The sequence below is a fragment of the Paraburkholderia sp. MM5477-R1 genome, from assembly GCF_050436385.1.
Taxonomy (GTDB): domain Bacteria; phylum Pseudomonadota; class Gammaproteobacteria; order Burkholderiales; family Burkholderiaceae; genus Paraburkholderia; species Paraburkholderia tuberum.
In genome coordinates, this window is the sequence record NZ_JBNDMC010000006.1 from 2,206,032 (window position 1) to 2,220,134 (window position 14,103).

Genomic DNA, 14,103 nt, shown 5'->3' on the forward strand with positions numbered 1-14,103 from the left:
GTCCGCCGCGATCGCAGGTCGCTCGCCGACGGAACCCTCGATCGCCCATCACGCCTGCGTGCCATCGTCATTGCACGCCGTTGTGCGATCGACGCGTCACGCCCGCACCATGCCCGTCATCGGTCTGCCCGCCATGGTCCGACCAAACAGCGCTGCCGCCGTCCGTTCGGGATCGAGCCCGAGGCTTTCACTCGCGGTGCCGGCGATCAACGCATCGAGCGAGGCGGTCGGCTTCAGGTCGCGCGACTGATACAGCTGATGCGGCGCGAGGCCCGGCCAATCGGCAATCACGCGTCCGCCCTGCACCGACCCGCCCACCACCATCGCGACCGAGCCGGTGCCGTGATCGGTGCCGCCCGTGCCGTTCGCGGCGGCGGTCCTGCCGAACTCCGTCGCGACCAGCACCGTGGTCTTGCTCCAAGATGAACCCATGCCGTCGCGCAACGCCGCGAGCATCGTGTCGAGTGCCTTCAGTTGATTCGCGAGCCGCGCGTTCTGCGCGCTGTGCGTGTCCCACCCGCCGGTCTCGATCATCGCGATGCGCGGACCGTCGTCGCGCGCCAGAAAACTGGCCGCGAGCTTGCCGAGGCTCGCCGGGTCCTGGCGCGCGCCAGCGTCGCCCGCAAGGCCGCGCGCCGCCATCGCCGATTCCCACAGCGCACGCAGTTGCGCGTCCTGCTCGTACAGTTGCGACACGCGCGCGAGCAGATCATCGGGCGCCTGCGGCAAGGCCGACGGTGCATACGACGTCACCGCCGCGGGCCCGCGCAGCGCCATCGGCACGGTCGGCGCGAACGCGATCGCGTTTTCGCGGGTGGCGGGCAGTTGCGCGGCGAGCCGGTTGAGCCAGCCGTCCTTCGTCTGATACGGCGACGTGCCGCCGGTCTCCAGCACGTTCTGTCCGTCGAAATGCGAGCGGTCGCGATATGGTGAGGCGACCGCGTGCACGAACAACGCCTCGCGCTGCGCGTACAGCTTCGCCATCTGCGCGAGCGCCGGATGCAGCGCGAACGTGCCGTCCAGATGCGGCGCGTTCGACGCATCGATCGCGAGCGGCCCACGCAGCGTCGCATACGCGGGGTCCGCGTACGGCACGACGATGTTCAGCCCGTCGGCCGCGCCACGCTGGATCACGAACACGAAGCGGCGGTCGGTCGCGACATGCGCGAACGCAATCCGCGGCGACACGAGCATTGCGCCGGCACCGGCGGCGGCGACGCTCAGAAACTTGCGACGTGACAGCATGGCGTTCATCTCCGTTGAAAATCGGGCGATACGAGCAGCAGCGCGATCGCCGTCGATGCGCTTTCCGCGCGCGACACCGCCGTGGCCGTCGGCTCGCTGAGCGAGCCAGCCAGCAAGGTCTGGCCGAGCGAGCGCGCATCGAGCCGGTCACCCACGCGCGCGGCGAAACGTTGCGCGACTTCGACGCGACGCACGAGCGCATCGGGCGCGGCCCAGCTCGCGGCGATATCGTCGTAGCCGGCGGGTGAACCGGGCCGCCACACCGGCTGGCCAAGCTGCGTGAGGATCGGCGCGCTCTGCAGATTGCCGGGCTCGTGCCAGCCGAGTCCGCGCATCGACGAGATGGTCCACTCCCACGGCGTCTTGAACTTCACCGCGGCCGGCGACCACGCTTGCGGCGTATCGATCAACGCGCGATAGACGGTCGGCAGATCGCCGTCGCTGCGCGCGAACGCATCGGCCAGACGTTCGCCGACGCCAGGTGGCGGATTGTCGGCGACGAAATGGCGCGCGAGCTTCGTGCCGATATGCCGCGCGGTGGCCGGCGCGTGCGCGAGGTCGCGCAGGATCGCGAGCGCCTGCTGTTCGCCGGCTTCGTCGTAGCGGCGTCCCATGATCGTGCGCGAGCCGGGCTCGTGCAGCGCGGGACGAAACACGAAGCTGCCGGGTTCGCCGTTCTGTTCGAGCGCGCGCCGGTTTGCATTGGCGCCGCCGCTCCCCGGATTGCCGACGAGACTCCAGCCGGTCAGCGCACGCGCGAACTCGGTCACGTCGTCCTGGCTATAGCCGCTGCGCACGCCGAGCGTATGCAGCTCCATGATCTCGCGCGCAAGGTTCTCGTTGAGTCCGCGTTTGTTGTCCGGATTGCGCTGCGCGGCGCGCAGCGCGGCCATGCTGTCGGGACCGACCGAGCGGGTCTGGTCGAGGAATAGCTGCATGGCCGGATGGCGCTCGACGGCCACCAGCATGTCCTCGAAACGGCCGAGCACGTGCGGGCGAATCGCCTCCGCTTCGAACGACCCGGCGAGCGCCGCGACGCCGGGCTTTTCGGTCGACACCGCGAAGTGATTCGCCCAGAAATGCACGAGGCGTTCGACGAACGGCGTCTGCGTGGTCAGCGCGCTTGCGACGCGCGCATTGACCGACGAGCGGTATATGTCGAGTATCTCGACGCGCAGTGCTTTTCTTTCGGCTTGCCTGGCGGCTTGCGCGTCGGTCTGGCTGGGTGCTGCGGTGTTGTTCGCATTCTGGCTCGGGTTGGTCTCCTCGCCCGCCTTTTGTTTCGACTGCTGCTCCATCTGCATGCGCTGCTGCACGAGCTGCGTCGACAATGCGATCGAATCGGGTTGGTTCGCCCACGCGTCGGGCCGCGGCTGATACTGCTCGAACTGCGCGAGCAGCCAGCCCTTCGGATCGGCGGGCGGCGTGTCGTCGGCGCGCGCGCCGAGGCCGAAGCGGTTCAGTGCGATCGCCGCGGCATTCAGGTTCGGTGAGTTGGCCATACGATCCTCGTCGGCAGGTAGGACACCTGCATGTCCGTTAAACGGCCGACACGCCGAAATCCGTCGCCATCGCGCGCATTTTTTATTCGCTCGATGCGGCATTCGCCGCCGGTTTTTTCGCGTTCGGCGCCGGCTGCGCTTCGCGCCATTGCCCGCGCAACTTCAAACTCTCGGCGAATTCGACGCGCTCCTCGGGCGTCAGCGTCGCCGCGAAATCGGCGACGCTCGCTTCGACCATCGCGCGCAGGCTGACGTCGGCCGCGCGCGTGCGCGCGAGCGCGGCATCGAGTGCGGCGCGATCGAACTTCGGCGCGGCCAGCAGACGCAGCACCTCACGACGCCCTTCGCGAGCATCGCGCGCATACTGGCGGCCGTCGCGCCGCGCGCTCTTCAGGCCGTCGATAAACGCCTGCCGCTGCTGCGCCGACAGCGGCTCGGCGGCGAACCGCAGCGCGCGCCGGTCCTGCGCCGCCGCCGGCGGATTCGCACCGTGCGCGGCGAACCATTGATACGCGCCGCCGGCGATCGCGCCGAGCAGGAACACGTTGAGCACCACCGAGCCCAGCAGCGCAAATTTCCACGAGCGCCCGTTCATTCGCCGCTCCAATCGGCGGAGCTGCCGCCGAAGCTCGAAGTCAGATACGAGGATTCATGCACGACCGGCGCGTTCCCGGTCAGCACGAAGAACGACACCGCGAACGCCCCCGCCACGCCGCCCAGCAGCCCGACACCTGCCACCGCCGCGCCCGACCACCACAAACGCCAGCGCGCGGCTGGGCGTCGCGACGGCGCACGGTCGATGATGCGACGCTGCAGTTCGAGGCTCGGCGGCTCGAGCTCGTCGGCGGCGAGCCACGCGTCGAGGCTGGCCGCGTCGCTCAACGCCGCATCGGCTTCGTCGCGATGCGCGCGCGCCCACGCCTGCGCGGCTTCGCGTTCGCGCTCCGGCCAGCGGCGCGCGTCGGCGCCGTACGCTGCAACGATCTGATGGAATCTTTCGGGCGTCATGACTTGTCCTTGCTAAGGCCGCTGCCGGCCAGTTGAGCGCGCAAACCGCGGCGCGCGCGGCCCAGCAGACTCTCCAGCGCATCGACACTGACGCCCATCAAGGCGGCAGCGTCGAGGTTCGACATCTCCTGGTAGTAGGTCAGCACGAGTGCCTCGCGCTGTCGCGCCGGCAGCGCGGCGAGCGCCGCGCGCACGCGCGCGTGGTCGGCACGTGCTTCGAGCCGCGCGTCGGGCGGCGCGGCGGGATCGGCCGAATCGGGCAGTTCGTCGCTCGGGTCTTCGCGCTGGCCGCGTAGACGGTCATAGCAAAGATTGAGCGCGACCCGATGCATCCACGTGTCGAACTTCGCTTCGCCTTCGCGCCAGCGCGCCGCCTGTTTCCAGATTCGCACGAAGACCTCCTGCGCGATGTCCTCCGCTTCCATGCGATCGCCGAGCATGCGCGTGGCGAGCGCAAGTAGCCGCGGCAGCTTGCGCGCGACCAGCGAGCGGACCGCGCCGGGCTCCGCGCGGCCCACCCGCGCGACCAGCTCGGCGTCCGGATCGGGTGGTGCGTCGCTCAAGGCGTGCGGCTCGGTCGCGACATCACGCGCGCGCTTTCGCGTGAGGACCGCATCACGGGATCAACGTCGTTCACTTGCCGCCGCTCCTTCAGCTGTCGTGTCGTTATGTTGTCGTGCGGCTACGCCGCTATCCGGCCAGGTATCACGTACGCGGTCAATATACGACGACCGCCGGCCGGTAATAGGCCGGGCGTGCCGGATAGACCACACAGCCGGCGAGCGAGGCCGCCAGCAGAATCATCACGAGGGTTTTCATCGCAAGCCTCGTTCAAGCCCAATGTCCTTCGATCCAGCGCCAGTGCGGCCCACGTTGCGCCCAATGCCCGGGCACCCAGTGATAGCCGACGCGCACCGGCTGCCAGTGGCCCGGCACCCACGCATAGCGGCCGTGCTCCCAGCGCCAGCGGCCCTGATCCCACACATAGCCGTCCCGTGGCGCGGGCACGACTTCGACGCGCGGCGGCGGCGGTGCCATCGGCGCGATCATCACTTGTGCGGAGGCGGGCGCGGCGGTCAGCGTGGCCGCGCAGCACAGCGCGGCGCTCAGCGTGGAACCGAGCAGACGAGCGATGCGGTTGGTATTCATGTCGATTTCTCCCTTCAAGGCTGGAACAAGTCGGCGCCCAGGACGGCCCCGTTTCTACTTGAACGCGGCAGCGGAAGAAATCCGTCGCGCTATTGGCAAAAAAGCACGAATACAGTCGGGCTCACGAAAGGCAATAGTCGGCGTATTGCCCGAAAACTTTCATTTTTTGATGGTCCAATGCCCGGGCTGCAATCAATGGCGTCGGCCGTTACGCTTCTAACAACAATTTCCAGCACCGTTCATACCTATCGATGGAAGGGCTGGACCGCGAATGTGGAGCCACCAAAAAATGTTTCGTAAAGCCCTTTTGCCCATTCCGTTTGCCGCCGCACTGTTCGTGCTGAGCGCATGCGGAAACAGCAGCGTCAGCTCTCCTTCGACTGCATCCGCGCCGGCCTCCGCACCGGCTGCTACCGTATCCGCCCAGGACGCGTTGGCCACGGCAACGCCGATCAAGCACCTCGTCGTGATCTTCGGTGAGAATCGTTCTTTCGATCACTACTTCGGCACCTATCCGAACGCGCAGAACCCGGTCGGTGAACCGGCGTTCACGGCGGCGAACACGCCGGCCCAGATCAACAATCTGAATCAGAATTCGCTTCTGACGAGCAACCCGAACTTCCTGAACACGGCGAACAACGCGGCCTCCGCAGGCAGCGGTATCAATCCGTTCCGCCTCGACCGCAGCCAGGCCAACACCAACGGCCAGTCGCACGACTACATGAAGGAACAGCTCGCCTACGACAATGGCGCGGCGGACCTGTTCCCCAAGTACACGGGTAACAACAGCGCCGGTAGCGGTTCGACGTTCGGCACGCCGGGTCTCGTGATGGGCTATTTCGACGGCAACACGGTCACCGCGCTGTGGAATTACGCGCAGAACTTCGCGATGAGCGACAACATGTACACCGACACGTACGGTCCGTCGACACCGGGCGCGCTCGAGGTGGTTTCCGGCCAGACCAACGGCGCTATTCCTGCGAACGGTGCCGCTCAAGGCGACAACGTGATTGCCGACGGCGCGGGCAGCTTCACGATGAACGGCGATTCCGACCCGACCGGGGACGTGTGCAACACCTCGACGTCGAGCGGCCAGGCCACGCTGAGCTCGAATAACAAAAACATTGGTGACCTCCTCAACGCGAAAGGCATTACGTGGGGCGGCTTCATGGGCGGCTTCGACCTGAGCGCCACCAACTCGAACGGCACCACGGCGTGCAAGCGCAGTACCTACTCGTCGGTCCTCGGCGCAACGAAGACGGACTACGTACCTCACCACAACTGGTTCCAGTACTACGCTACGACGGCCAACCTGGCGCACACGCGCCCGACGTCGACCGCGCTGATTGGACAGACCGACCCGCTCGATTCGACGGCGACGCCGGTGCACCATCAATACGACGTCAACGACTTCTTCACGGCCGTCTCGGCGGGCAACTTCCCGTCGGTCAGCTACCTGAAGGCACCGGCCGTCGGCGATGCGCACCCGGGCAACTCGGATCCGATCGACGAGCAGGCGTTCGTCACGAAGGTCGTCAACTTCCTGCAACAACAGCCGGACTGGAAGAACACCGCCGTCATCATCACGTACGACGATTCGGATGGCTGGTACGACCACGCTTATGCGACGCCGACGACTTCGTCGTTTGACGCCACCGCCGACCAGCTGAACGGCGCCGGCACCTGCAACGCAACGGGCGCGAAGCAAGGCGTCGGCGTGACAGGCGCGGCTGTCAACGGCCGTTGCGGCCCGGGAACGCGTGTTCCGCTTCTGGTGATCTCGCCGTACGCACGTAGCAACTACGTTGACCACACGGCGATCACTCAGGCTTCGGTTGTCAGGTTCATCGAAGACAACTGGCTCGGCGGCACCCGCATCGGCAACGGATCGCACGATGCGGCGACGGGGAGCATCGCGTCGCTGTTCGACTTCACCAACGGTGGCAAAACGCCGGCGTTGTACCTCGACACGAACCTTGGCACCAAGCTGTCGGCTCCTCCTGCAACGAACTAAGGAGCCACCGTTTATCCGTCCGTTCTGCCGCACAGGGAAGTACGCGGTGTGACGTTCAGGGAACGGAGCTGTTGATGCCCGTCAATCAGTGATGACGTCGAGCCAGCCGGTACGGTGGCTCGACGTGCTTGTTTGCAGTTCAGCTTGCCTACCGCTATCGCCATGAATCGTCGTTCGAACGCCACCTTGTCTTCGCAACTACCCACCGCAAGCGCCCCGTCCCCTCGCGCTGCGAGCAGCACGTGGCGTCGCCTGATCCTCCGGATAGTGCTGGGCATCGTGCTGCTGGGCGCCGCTCTGGTTGGCTACGCGCTGATCTATCCCGAGCGTATGCCCGCGGCGATCGGCGATACGGTCGAGAATCTGACGGGCCTCAACGCCCATCCGGTCAAGCTCCAGCGTCCCCCCGTCGCGCCCCTTAGCGCGGTCGCGGTACTCGGCAGGGACCTGTTCAATGATCCGTCGCTTTCGGCGTCGGGCAAACAGTCGTGCGCGTCGTGCCACAGCGCCGCGCACGCTTTCTCGCCTCCCAACGACCTGACGGTACAACCGGGCGGCCTTCACATGACGGAAGCGGGCTATCGGCCGGTGCCATCGCTCGCGTACCTGTATCGCCAGGCGCCGTTCAGCATCGGTCCCGATCAGGGCGATACCGACGCCGCACCGGTCAGCCTCGATACGCAGGCCTCGGCCGCGCTAGGCGTGCAGCGCGCCCAGAAAACCGCGGGCGTTGCGCCTGCCGCGCCGGCTATGGTGCCGCAAGGGGGACTCTTCTGGGACGGCCGGGCAAGCACGCTGCAGGACCAGGCGCTTGGGCCGCTGACCAACCCGGTCGAGATGGCGAACCCCGACCTGGCTTCGGTTGCCGACAAGCTAAGGCACTCGAAGCACATCGATACGCTCAGACAACTTTTCGGTCCGCACGTCGTCAACGATCCCGATCTGCTCGTGTCGGAAGCCATGTTCGCGATCGGTCGGTATGAATTCGAAGACCCGGCGTTCCATCCATTCTCGAGCAAATACGACGCCTGGCTCGAAGGACGTGCACGCCTCACGCAAGCCGAACTACGTGGCTTGCGTCTGTTCAACGACAAGGACAAGGCCAATTGCGCGGGTTGCCACCTGAGCCAGCCGACGTCGGACGGCCTTCCGCCTCTGTTTACCGACACGCAGTATGAAGCGCTCGGCGTGCCGCGCAATCGCGAACTTGCGCCGAACAGGAATCCGAAGTTCTACGACCTGGGCATTTGTGGGCCCTTCCGGACCGACATGGCCAGGGAGACGCAGTATTGCGGCATGTTCCTGACGCCGACACTACGCAATGCCGCCGAACGCAAGACGTTCTTCCACAATGGCGTGTATCACGACCTCAAGCAGGTGCTGGACTTCTACAACCTGCGCAATACGTCGCCGGACAGAATCTATCCGCGCGATGCGTCGGGCAAGGTGCAGAAGTACGACGATCTGCCGCCGCAATACCATGCGAACGTGGATGTCGCCGATGCGCCGTTCGACCGCAAGTTCGGCGACCAGCCCGCAATGACCGATCAAGACATCCAGGACATCATCGCGTTCATGAAGACGCTGAGCGACGGGTACAAGGACTGAGCAGCCGCGCTGGACGCCGCCGCTGCAGCTTCCAGGCTGCGGCACGCGGCCCGGTGCGGTATCCTTGCCGGTCCGCGACCTTATCCCTACCCTCCCCGATGGCCGATTTTCCTTTCGACGCCGTGCTCTTCGACTGCGACGGCGTGCTCGTCGATTCCGAACCCATCACGAACCGCGTGCTCACCGAGATGCTCGGCGAGCTCGGCTGGCATTTGAGCGTCGAAGAGACGATGCGCATTTTCGTCGGCAAGATGGTCAGGGACGAAGCCGCATTGATCGAGGCGCGCACCGGCTTCGCGATCACGGCCGGGTGGCTGGCGCAGTTCCGCGCGCGTCGCAACGTGGCGCTCGACAATGAGTTGCGCGCGATCGACGGCGCGCCTTTCGCGGTCCGCGCGCTGCAGCAGAGGTTGAATGGACGCATCGCGGTGGCGTCGGGCGCGGATCGCATCAAGATCGAATTGCAGCTCGTGAAGGCCGGCATCCTCGACTGCTTCGACGGACGCATCTTCAGCGGCCACGAAACGCCGCGCAGCAAGCCGTTTCCCGACGTCTACCTCGCCGCGGCCGCGGCACTCGGCGTCGAGCCGACACGCTGTGCGGTCATCGAGGATACGGTGACGGGCGCGACCGCGGGCGTCGCGGCCGGCGCGACGGTATTCGGCTATTGCCCGACGCACCTCGGCCATAGCAGCGCGACCGCGTTGCATGGCGCGGGCGCGGTGCACGTGTTCAGGGAGATGGCCGAGCTACCGGCGTTGCTCGCGGGATGGGGCACGCGCTGATCGACCGACGTGTTGGCGGTTGAACGACACAGGCTTGCCGCAAGTTGGTCAACGCCGATCAGTTTTCGACTGCGCAGATCCGGTCGATCAGCGCTCGACCCAGCACAGACGTTGAATCCCGCCGCATGGCATGGTGCGTGCAACTGGAACGACCGGGCGCAAAGCATTTGCGCGCTCGATACCCATCCAACGTTGCCGGAGATTCATCATGTCGAACTTGACCCTTGCCGACCTGTCGCGCTGCGACGACCTCGACCACGCAGCTGCACAGTCCGTGCGCGGCGGCCACTCGTGTTTCCCGCACGAATACCCGCCTTCGTGTTACGGCGAAAAACCGCCGGTTCGCGGCCCGTCGTACTACAACCCGCCCTCCTACAACCCCTGCCAGCCCGTGCATTACGGCTGCGGGCCGGTCTACACCCCGGTCTGCCATCCGGAGCCGGTCAAGATCGTGCCGCTGTAAGCACGAGGCCCAGCGCCGCTGCGTACGACGGCGCAATCACGCATGGGTTGCGGCCCGGGTTGGTACGATCGGGCCGCATCGCGCGCTTCATGCTCTTTTTCGAAGGTCCCTTCGCGTGCGGTAAGTCGGGTTCCGGATGCGCTCACGCAATCGGGATAGGGGCAGGCCTCGCGGCCCGGCCCCTCCCACACCACCGTGCGTACGGGTCCGTACACGGCGGTTCGGATCGGTTAATCGACTATGGCCTTAGTGATGGAAGCCCCAGCGAGCGAAGGTAACGGTTTGACAGGGCGATGCCCAGCGCGGGACTGCAACTCAGCCGCCACGCATCGTGTGGCGAACCGACCGTCTGGGCAGCAAGGTTTCGGCTGACGCCGCGTACTGTCAGCTCCCGGAATCTTGTGCGGCCCCGTTTCCACTGCTTCCAGAAGAAGCAGCGGATGCGGCGGCGTATCCATTCATCCAGGCGTTGCAGAACGCTGGGCGTTTCGCAGAAACCGAAGTAGCCCCGCCACCCTGCCAGATAACGTTTCAGCGCGCCGATCATCTGGTCGACGCTGACCCCGCGCGTGCGTTGAGTCAATTCCCGGATGCGCTCCTTGAGGCGGGACAGCGCCTTGGGCGCAATACGCCGTTTGACCTTGTCCCGATCCGAGAAGGTGAACCCCAGAAACTTCCGCGTGTGTGGCCGTGCGACCGCGCTCTTGGTCTCGTTGACCGTCAGCTTCAGCCTGCCGGCGAGGAAGGCCTTCAGCCCCGCCATCACACGCTGGCCCGCGCGTTCGCTGCGTACGTAGACGTTACAGTCGTCAGCGTACCTCGCGAAACGCAGCCCGCGTCGCTCAAGCTCCCGGTCAAGATCGTCGAGCATCAGATTGGATAATAGCGGGGACAGGGGACCACCCTGGGGTGTGCCCTCGTCCGTCGCACCAACCAGCCCGTGCTCCATCACACCCGCCGTCAGGAAGGAGCGGACCAGCTTCAGCATTCGCTTGTCGCTGACTCGCTTTGCCACCCGACTCATCAGGATGTCGTGGCTCACGCGATCGAAGAATTTCTCCAGATCCAGATCTACAACCCATCGGTACCCCGACTGGATGTAGCTTTGCGCCTGCGCCACGGCCTGATGTGCCGAGCGGCCCGGACGGAAGCCGTAGCTGGACTCCGAGAACGTCGGGTCCCACTGCCTTTGCAACACCTGCAAGACCGCCTGCTGGACGAATCGATCAAGCGCAGAGGGGATGCCGAGCTTGCGCACGCCACCACCATCCGGCTTGGGTATCTCGACCCGTCTCACAGGTTGAGGCTTGTATGTGCCGTTCAGCAGCGTGGCCCGTATCGACGGCCAATGCTCCCGCAGGTACGCCGGTAATGCCTGAACGGTCATCCCGTCCACGCCCGGTGCGCCCTTGTTCGCTTTCACACGCTTCAACGCCTGCTTCAGGTTCCCCCTTTCGCAGACTTCTTCCATCAGTCGGTCATATGCCGACGGGCTTTCAGACTCGGGGTTCGCCGCCGTAGGTTCAGCCCCTCCACCAGCAGCCATCGGGGCTTCACCCCTGCTTCCGCTGTCGAGGACGCGATGCGTTTTCTGCTGCTCTCCCATGTCGAGTTCTCCGGCTTACTCGCCGCTCCTTTCCGTTCGGGCCTTCAGGCGTCGCCGCCCTAATATGCCCTCTGCTGACTCCTGCACGGTGGTCAACGGCCCTTGCGAGCCGCTCAGTCCTGATTCCAGGACGCCATGCAGGCCTCCCGAGGTAAGCGCAACCGCCTTCACCACACACCTGCCAGATCTACCACCCCAGCCCTTGATGGCTATGGACTTCGCAATCAATTGCTTGCTCGTCCGGCTAGGTAGGCCTCGCATCTGGTTTCTGTTCGTCAGGTCATGGCTTTGCTACACGCTTCCTTCAGACCCCGCCTCACGACGACGCCCTTGCGTTTCGCTAGTCCTTCACCACCATCAGGTTGGACAGGGGACTCACACCCCCAAGCTGTTGCGCATGCTCGGCGCACAATGAAAAAAGCCACCGGTCCTTCGACCGGTGGCCTTTGAAACACGTCGCCGAGGCTAAAAGTCGACGGCGTTAAACCTTCGCCACACGCCCGTACGTATCCTCGAACCGCACGATGTCATCCTCGCCGAGATACGCGCCCGACTGCACCTCGATCAACTCGAGCGGAATCTTGCCGGGGTTCAGCAGCCGGTGCGTGACGCCGAGCGGAATGTAGGTCGACTGATTTTCGGTCAGCATGATTTCCTTGTCGCCGTTCGTCACGAGCGCGGTGCCCTTCACGACGATCCAGTGCTCCGCGCGATGATGATGCATCTGCAGACTCAGCTGCGCGCCCGGATTGACGACGATGCGTTTGACCTGGAAGCGCTCGCCGCTATCGATGCCTTCATACGACCCCCACGGCCGCACCACGCGACGATGCGTGACCGACTCGTGACGCCCCATCGCATTGAGCTGCGCGACGATCTTCTTCACGTCCTGCGCCTGATCCCGATGCGCGACCAGCACCGCGTCCGCGGTCTCGACGATCACGACGTTCTCGAGCCCGATCGCCGCCACCAGCCGATGCTCGGCGCGAATGTACGAGTTGCTGACCGCCTCGGTCAGCACGTCGCCGATCAGCGCGTTGTTCTGCGCATCTCGCTCGGCGATGTCCGCGAGCGCGGTCCACGAACCGATGTCGTTCCAGCCGAGATCGGCGACCGCGACGACGGCCGCGCATTGGGTCTTCTCCATCACCGCGTGGTCGACGGAAAGGTTCGGGCAGGCGGCGAACGCCTCGGCATCGAGTCGCACGAAATCATGATCCTGCTGCGCGCTGTGCAGCGACAGTTCGGCCTGACGCGCGATCTCCGGCTCGTAGCGGCGCAGTTCGTCCATATACGTCGACGCCTTCAGCATGAACATGCCGCTATTCCAGTAGTAACGGCCTTCGTCGATGAAGCGCTGAGCGGTCGCGGCATCGGGCTTCTCGACGAACGAGTCGACCGCGAACGTCTGCGTGCCGTCGATCAGCGCCGCGCCCGCGCGGATGTAACCGTAGCCGGTATGCGGCTCGGTCGGCGCGATGCCGAACGTGACCAGATGCCCGTCTTTCGCGATCTGTGCTGCCGCTTCGACCGCCTTCACGAACGCGGCCTCGCCGGCGATCACGTGATCGGACGGCAGCACCAGCAGCAACGCGTCGGGCGCGTCGCGCAACGCGAGCAATGCCGCCACGGCGATGGCCGGCGCCGTGTTACGGCTCGCCGTTTCCAGCACGATGCGCGACGAACCCACGTCGACCTGGCGCAGTTGCTCGGCGACAAGAAAACGCTGCTCGTTGTTCGTGACGACGATCGGCGCGGTCACATCATCGATGCCGCGCAGGCGCAACGCGGTTTGCTGGACCAGCGTGTGTTCGCCGGTCAGTGCCAGATACTGCTTCGGGTAGCCGCCACGCGACATCGGCCACAGTCGTGTGCCGCTGCCGCCGCAAAGAATTACGGGATGGATGTGCATATTTCAGGTCCTCGTTTGTGTCTTATCAATCGACTGCATCGAGCATCTGCGTCTTGCTTGCGTCGTCCGTTGCTGGCCGTCTTTTTTTCCGCGCCACTTATTGCTTGCCAAGCCACTCCATTCGCACCGACTCGAGCTCGCGCGGCAAGCGCGCCGAAACCGGCGCGCGGCGCGGCAATTCGACGAAGCCGAGACGCCGGTACAGCGCGTATGCGCGCTTGTTGCTCACCAACACGTCGAGCACGAGCTGTTGCCGATCGTGTTCGCCATGCGCCGCGCGAGTCTGCGAATTCATCAACTCCCGCGCGCGCATCGCATCCGCAAACAGCGCGCTGAAAACGCCCGTGCCGCGCAGGCGCTGATGCGTCGCGCAGTGGGCGATCAGCGTCTGCGACGACTTCGGTGCCGGCAACTCGCTTTCGAGCACAAGGCCGCGCAACAGCATGCGAACCGTGCGGCGCAGGCCGAAGAACAGCAGCAGCATCAGCGCGACATGCGGATCGTCGAACCATGTGTTGCGTCCGTCATGGAGCGCTAGCACCGCGACCGGCTGGTCGCCTTCAGTCACGGCCACACGGTGGCGTCGATACGAAAAGCGCCCGAGCTTCGATGCAAACGCAAACGCGAGAAACTCGGTGCACGCATCGGCTGGCTCGCCGAGAAAGAAACCGAATTCGCGCATGCCCGATGCGAACACGAGCGGCGCGCACGCTTCGGCATCGTCTGCGCGCGCGGCACGACAGCGCAGCGCGGGCGGTTCGGGTTCGCGATCGGGCGAATCCGCGCGCGCAGGATCTACGGCATACATGAC

General features: G+C 65.4%; 12 protein-coding genes and 1 pseudogene. 4 read left to right on the forward strand and 9 right to left on the reverse strand.

What is annotated here, in order from left to right:
• Window positions 1–96: 96 nt before the first annotated feature.
• The 6 genes and pseudogenes from OKW35_RS28595 to OKW35_RS28620 form a co-directional block, all read right to left on the reverse strand.
• Window positions 97–1,245 (reverse strand): DUF1501 domain-containing protein, encoded by a 1,149-nt coding sequence (locus OKW35_RS28595; protein WP_429553782.1) that lies wholly within the window; start codon window positions 1,243–1,245, stop codon window positions 97–99.
• Between the two features lie 5 nt (window positions 1,246–1,250).
• Window positions 1,251–2,747, reverse strand: a complete 1,497-nt coding sequence (locus OKW35_RS28600; protein WP_429553783.1) for a DUF1800 domain-containing protein — start codon at window positions 2,745–2,747, stop codon at window positions 1,251–1,253.
• 82 nt (window positions 2,748–2,829) lie between these two features.
• A complete protein-coding gene (locus tag OKW35_RS28605; protein WP_090805856.1) occupies window positions 2,830–3,342 on the reverse strand; it encodes a periplasmic heavy metal sensor in 513 nt (170 codons plus the stop codon).
• Window positions 3,339–3,755, reverse strand: a complete 417-nt coding sequence (locus tag OKW35_RS28610) for a hypothetical protein (protein ID WP_184038265.1) — start codon at window positions 3,753–3,755, stop codon at window positions 3,339–3,341. Before OKW35_RS28610 ends, OKW35_RS28605 begins: the two co-directional genes overlap by 4 nt.
• Window positions 3,752–4,342 (reverse strand): annotated as a pseudogene (locus OKW35_RS28615) (RNA polymerase sigma factor); the annotation flags it as partial. The gene OKW35_RS28610 and the pseudogene OKW35_RS28615, both read right to left, overlap by 4 nt.
• Before the next feature lie 244 nt (window positions 4,343–4,586).
• A complete protein-coding gene (locus OKW35_RS28620; RefSeq protein WP_184060263.1) occupies window positions 4,587–4,904 on the reverse strand; it encodes a YXWGXW repeat-containing protein in 318 nt (105 codons plus the stop codon).
• Window positions 4,905–5,193: 289 nt separating this feature from the next.
• Here OKW35_RS28620 and OKW35_RS28625 point away from each other — a divergent pair, with 289 nt between their 5' ends.
• The 4 genes from OKW35_RS28625 (at window position 5,194) to OKW35_RS28640 (ending at window position 9,774) form a co-directional block, all read left to right on the forward strand.
• Window positions 5,194–6,918, forward strand: coding sequence for a phospholipase C (locus tag OKW35_RS28625; protein WP_429553784.1), 1,725 nt, complete (start codon window positions 5,194–5,196; stop codon window positions 6,916–6,918).
• Window positions 6,919–7,080: 162 nt separating this feature from the next.
• Window positions 7,081–8,526, forward strand: a complete 1,446-nt coding sequence (locus OKW35_RS28630; protein WP_429553785.1) for a cytochrome-c peroxidase — start codon at window positions 7,081–7,083, stop codon at window positions 8,524–8,526.
• Window positions 8,527–8,624: 98 nt separating this feature from the next.
• The gene (locus tag OKW35_RS28635; protein WP_184060269.1) at window positions 8,625–9,311 is read left to right on the forward strand and encodes an HAD family hydrolase; all 687 of its coding nucleotides are present in this window, start codon (window positions 8,625–8,627) and stop codon (window positions 9,309–9,311) included.
• A gap of 208 nt (window positions 9,312–9,519) precedes the next feature.
• Window positions 9,520–9,774, forward strand: coding sequence for a hypothetical protein (locus OKW35_RS28640; protein ID WP_090805865.1), 255 nt, complete (start codon window positions 9,520–9,522; stop codon window positions 9,772–9,774).
• A 238-nt stretch (window positions 9,775–10,012) separates the two neighbouring features.
• Here OKW35_RS28640 and ltrA read toward each other — a convergent pair whose 3' ends face one another.
• From ltrA to OKW35_RS28655, 3 genes are all read right to left on the reverse strand, one after another.
• The gene (gene ltrA / locus OKW35_RS28645) at window positions 10,013–11,380 is read right to left on the reverse strand and encodes a group II intron reverse transcriptase/maturase (RefSeq protein WP_429551605.1); all 1,368 of its coding nucleotides are present in this window, start codon (window positions 11,378–11,380) and stop codon (window positions 10,013–10,015) included.
• A gap of 481 nt (window positions 11,381–11,861) precedes the next feature.
• Window positions 11,862–13,292 carry a mannose-1-phosphate guanylyltransferase/mannose-6-phosphate isomerase gene (locus OKW35_RS28650; protein ID WP_429403167.1) on the reverse strand — a complete coding sequence of 477 codons (1,431 nt, stop codon included), beginning with the start codon at window positions 13,290–13,292 and terminating at the stop codon, window positions 11,862–11,864.
• A 97-nt stretch (window positions 13,293–13,389) separates the two neighbouring features.
• A complete protein-coding gene (locus OKW35_RS28655) occupies window positions 13,390–14,100 on the reverse strand; it encodes a GNAT family N-acetyltransferase (RefSeq protein WP_429553786.1) in 711 nt (236 codons plus the stop codon).
• Between the last annotated feature and the right edge of the window lie 3 nt (window positions 14,101–14,103).

Bases quoted from the DNA above. Each gene is read 5' to 3' on its own strand.
- OKW35_RS28595 (WP_429553782.1), bottom strand. From the start codon at position 1,245: ATGCTGTCACGTCGCAAGTTTCTGAGCGTCGCCGCCGCCGGTGCCGGC.
- OKW35_RS28600 (WP_429553783.1), bottom strand. From the start codon at position 2,747: ATGGCCAACTCACCGAACCTGAATGCCGCGGCGATCGCACTGAACCGC.
- OKW35_RS28605 (WP_090805856.1), bottom strand. From the start codon at position 3,342: ATGAACGGGCGCTCGTGGAAATTTGCGCTGCTGGGCTCGGTGGTGCTC.
- OKW35_RS28610 (WP_184038265.1), bottom strand. From the start codon at position 3,755: ATGACGCCCGAAAGATTCCATCAGATCGTTGCAGCGTACGGCGCCGAC.
- OKW35_RS28620 (WP_184060263.1), bottom strand. From the start codon at position 4,904: ATGAATACCAACCGCATCGCTCGTCTGCTCGGTTCCACGCTGAGCGCC.
- OKW35_RS28625 (WP_429553784.1), top strand. From the start codon at position 5,194: ATGTTTCGTAAAGCCCTTTTGCCCATTCCGTTTGCCGCCGCACTGTTC.
- OKW35_RS28630 (WP_429553785.1), top strand. From the start codon at position 7,081: ATGAATCGTCGTTCGAACGCCACCTTGTCTTCGCAACTACCCACCGCA.
- OKW35_RS28635 (WP_184060269.1), top strand. From the start codon at position 8,625: ATGGCCGATTTTCCTTTCGACGCCGTGCTCTTCGACTGCGACGGCGTG.
- OKW35_RS28640 (WP_090805865.1), top strand. From the start codon at position 9,520: ATGTCGAACTTGACCCTTGCCGACCTGTCGCGCTGCGACGACCTCGAC.
- ltrA (WP_429551605.1), bottom strand. From the start codon at position 11,380: ATGGGAGAGCAGCAGAAAACGCATCGCGTCCTCGACAGCGGAAGCAGG.
- OKW35_RS28650 (WP_429403167.1), bottom strand. From the start codon at position 13,292: ATGCACATCCATCCCGTAATTCTTTGCGGCGGCAGCGGCACACGACTG.
- OKW35_RS28655 (WP_429553786.1), bottom strand. From the start codon at position 14,100: ATGTATGCCGTAGATCCTGCGCGCGCGGATTCGCCCGATCGCGAACCC.